The following is a 1731-nucleotide window of genomic DNA, read 5'->3' as shown; positions in this document are numbered from 1 at the left end:
ATTGCGATCTGATCGCCAAGGCTGCAATCGACGGCATTGCTCGCCAGCAGGGCGCGCTTGGCGTCGACGTTGGCGCTTTGGCCGAGGCCCCGATCGAGCCGGCACTCGAGCCGACGCCGACCGCCGAGACACCGGCTGCCCAGACACCGGAAGCGTAACAGGGAAGGCCGGTTTCGGCCTTCATCTTTCTCATATTCTGGCGCGCTAAGCGCTGGCGCCAGGCGCATCATCGAGGACCGGTGGTGCGTCGGTGCATTTTAAACAAAGAGGCGACAATGAGTATTTCGGCTGCACAGGTCAAAGAACTCCGCGACTTGACCGGCGCGGGCATGATGGACTGCAAGGCGGCGTTGAACGAGACCAACGGCAACATGGAAGAGGCCGTCGACTGGCTGCGCAAGAAGGGCATTTCCAAGGCCGACAAGAAGGCCGGCCGTACCGCGGCCGAAGGCCTGATCGGTGTCGATTCCGGTATCCGCGAGGCGGCGGTCGTCGAGGTCAATTCTGAGACCGACTTCGTTGCCCGCAACGCCGCCTTCCAGGATATCGTCGCCAAGGTCGCCAAGGTCGCGCTCGCCTATGGCGGCAAGACCGAGGCCGTCGCAGCCGCCCCGTATCCGGGTTCCGACAAGTCGGTTGCCGACACCATCAAGGACGCTGTCGGCACTATCGGTGAGAATCTTGGCTTCCGCCGTTCGGCCAAGCTCACGGTCGAGCACGGCGCTGTCGCGACCTACGTCCACAATGCGGTTGCCGACGGCCTTGGCAAGCTCGGCGTGCTGGTCGCCATCGAGACGACAGGCAACGCGCAGGCCGCCAACGCCTTTGCCCGTCAGGTCGCCATGCATGTCGCCGCCACCAACCCGATGGCGCTGACGACGGAGCAGCTCGATCCGGCCGCGGTCGAGCGCGAGAAGGCGATCTTCGCCGACCAGGCGCGCCAGTCCGGCAAGCCGGAGGCGATCATCGAGAAGATGGTCGAGGGCCGTCTGCGCAAGTTCTACGAAGAGGTCGTGCTGCTCAAGCAGGCTTTCGTGCTCAATCCCGACATCACCGTCGAGAAGGCGCTGCAGGATGCCGAGAAGGAAATCGGCGCACCGGCCAAGATCACTGCTTATCTGCGCTTCGCGCTCGGCGAGGGCATCGAGAAGGAAGAGACCGATTTTGCGGCGGAAGTCGCGGCGGCGGTCAAGAAGTAAACCGCACCCCATCTTTCTGAAAAGACTTATGGCCGGGTGTCCGCGAGGATGCCCGGCCGATTTCTTGCGCGGTGCGCCCGGCGACAGGCCGGCTGGCTATCTGCCGGATCTGCTCATGCCCGGATCTGCTCATGCAAGGTGCATTTGCCGGCGTAAGCTAAGGCTGGAAGAGAGTTTTCCGGTTCGGGCGCCGCGTGACATCGCGGCGCCCTTCGTGTATCGGAACCCAATGTTTCCGGGCAGCGCCTGCGCGGCGGCAGCCCGCTGCGCGTCACACGCATGATAATGAGGACCAGATGACGGTGAAGCCCCTCTACCGACGTGTCTTGCTGAAAGCATCTGGGGAAGCGTTGATGGGCGAGCAGCATTTCGGCATCGACGTGTCGGTAGTCGATCGCATCGCCGCAGACATCGCCGAGGCCCGCGCCCTGGGCATCGAGGTCGGCATCGTCATCGGCGGCGGCAACATCTTTCGCGGCGTGGCGGTTGCGTCCAAGGGAGGTGACCGGGTCACAGGCGACCACATGGGCAT

At 63.9% G+C, this 1731-nt stretch carries 1 protein-coding gene and 2 pseudogenes; all 3 read left to right on the top strand.

The genetic code is table 11. The features are described from left to right. A pseudogene (locus tag EOA86_RS40905) lies at positions 1 to 158 on the top strand (30S ribosomal protein S2); the annotation flags it as partial. Between the two features lie 117 nt (positions 159 to 275). Beyond that, on the top strand, positions 276 to 1199 hold the full coding sequence (gene tsf, locus EOA86_RS33415; protein WP_127210555.1) for a translation elongation factor Ts: 924 nt from the start codon (positions 276 to 278) through the stop codon (positions 1197 to 1199). 296 nt (positions 1200 to 1495) lie between these two features. Then, a pseudogene (gene pyrH / locus EOA86_RS33410) lies at positions 1496 to 1731 on the top strand (UMP kinase); the annotation flags it as partial.

Source organism: Mesorhizobium sp. M5C.F.Ca.IN.020.32.2.1, assembly GCF_004023105.1.
GTDB lineage: Bacteria > Pseudomonadota > Alphaproteobacteria > Rhizobiales > Rhizobiaceae > Mesorhizobium > Mesorhizobium wenxiniae.
Note: the sequence above shows the minus strand (reverse complement) of the source record. Positions and strands in the feature narration are given on the sequence as shown.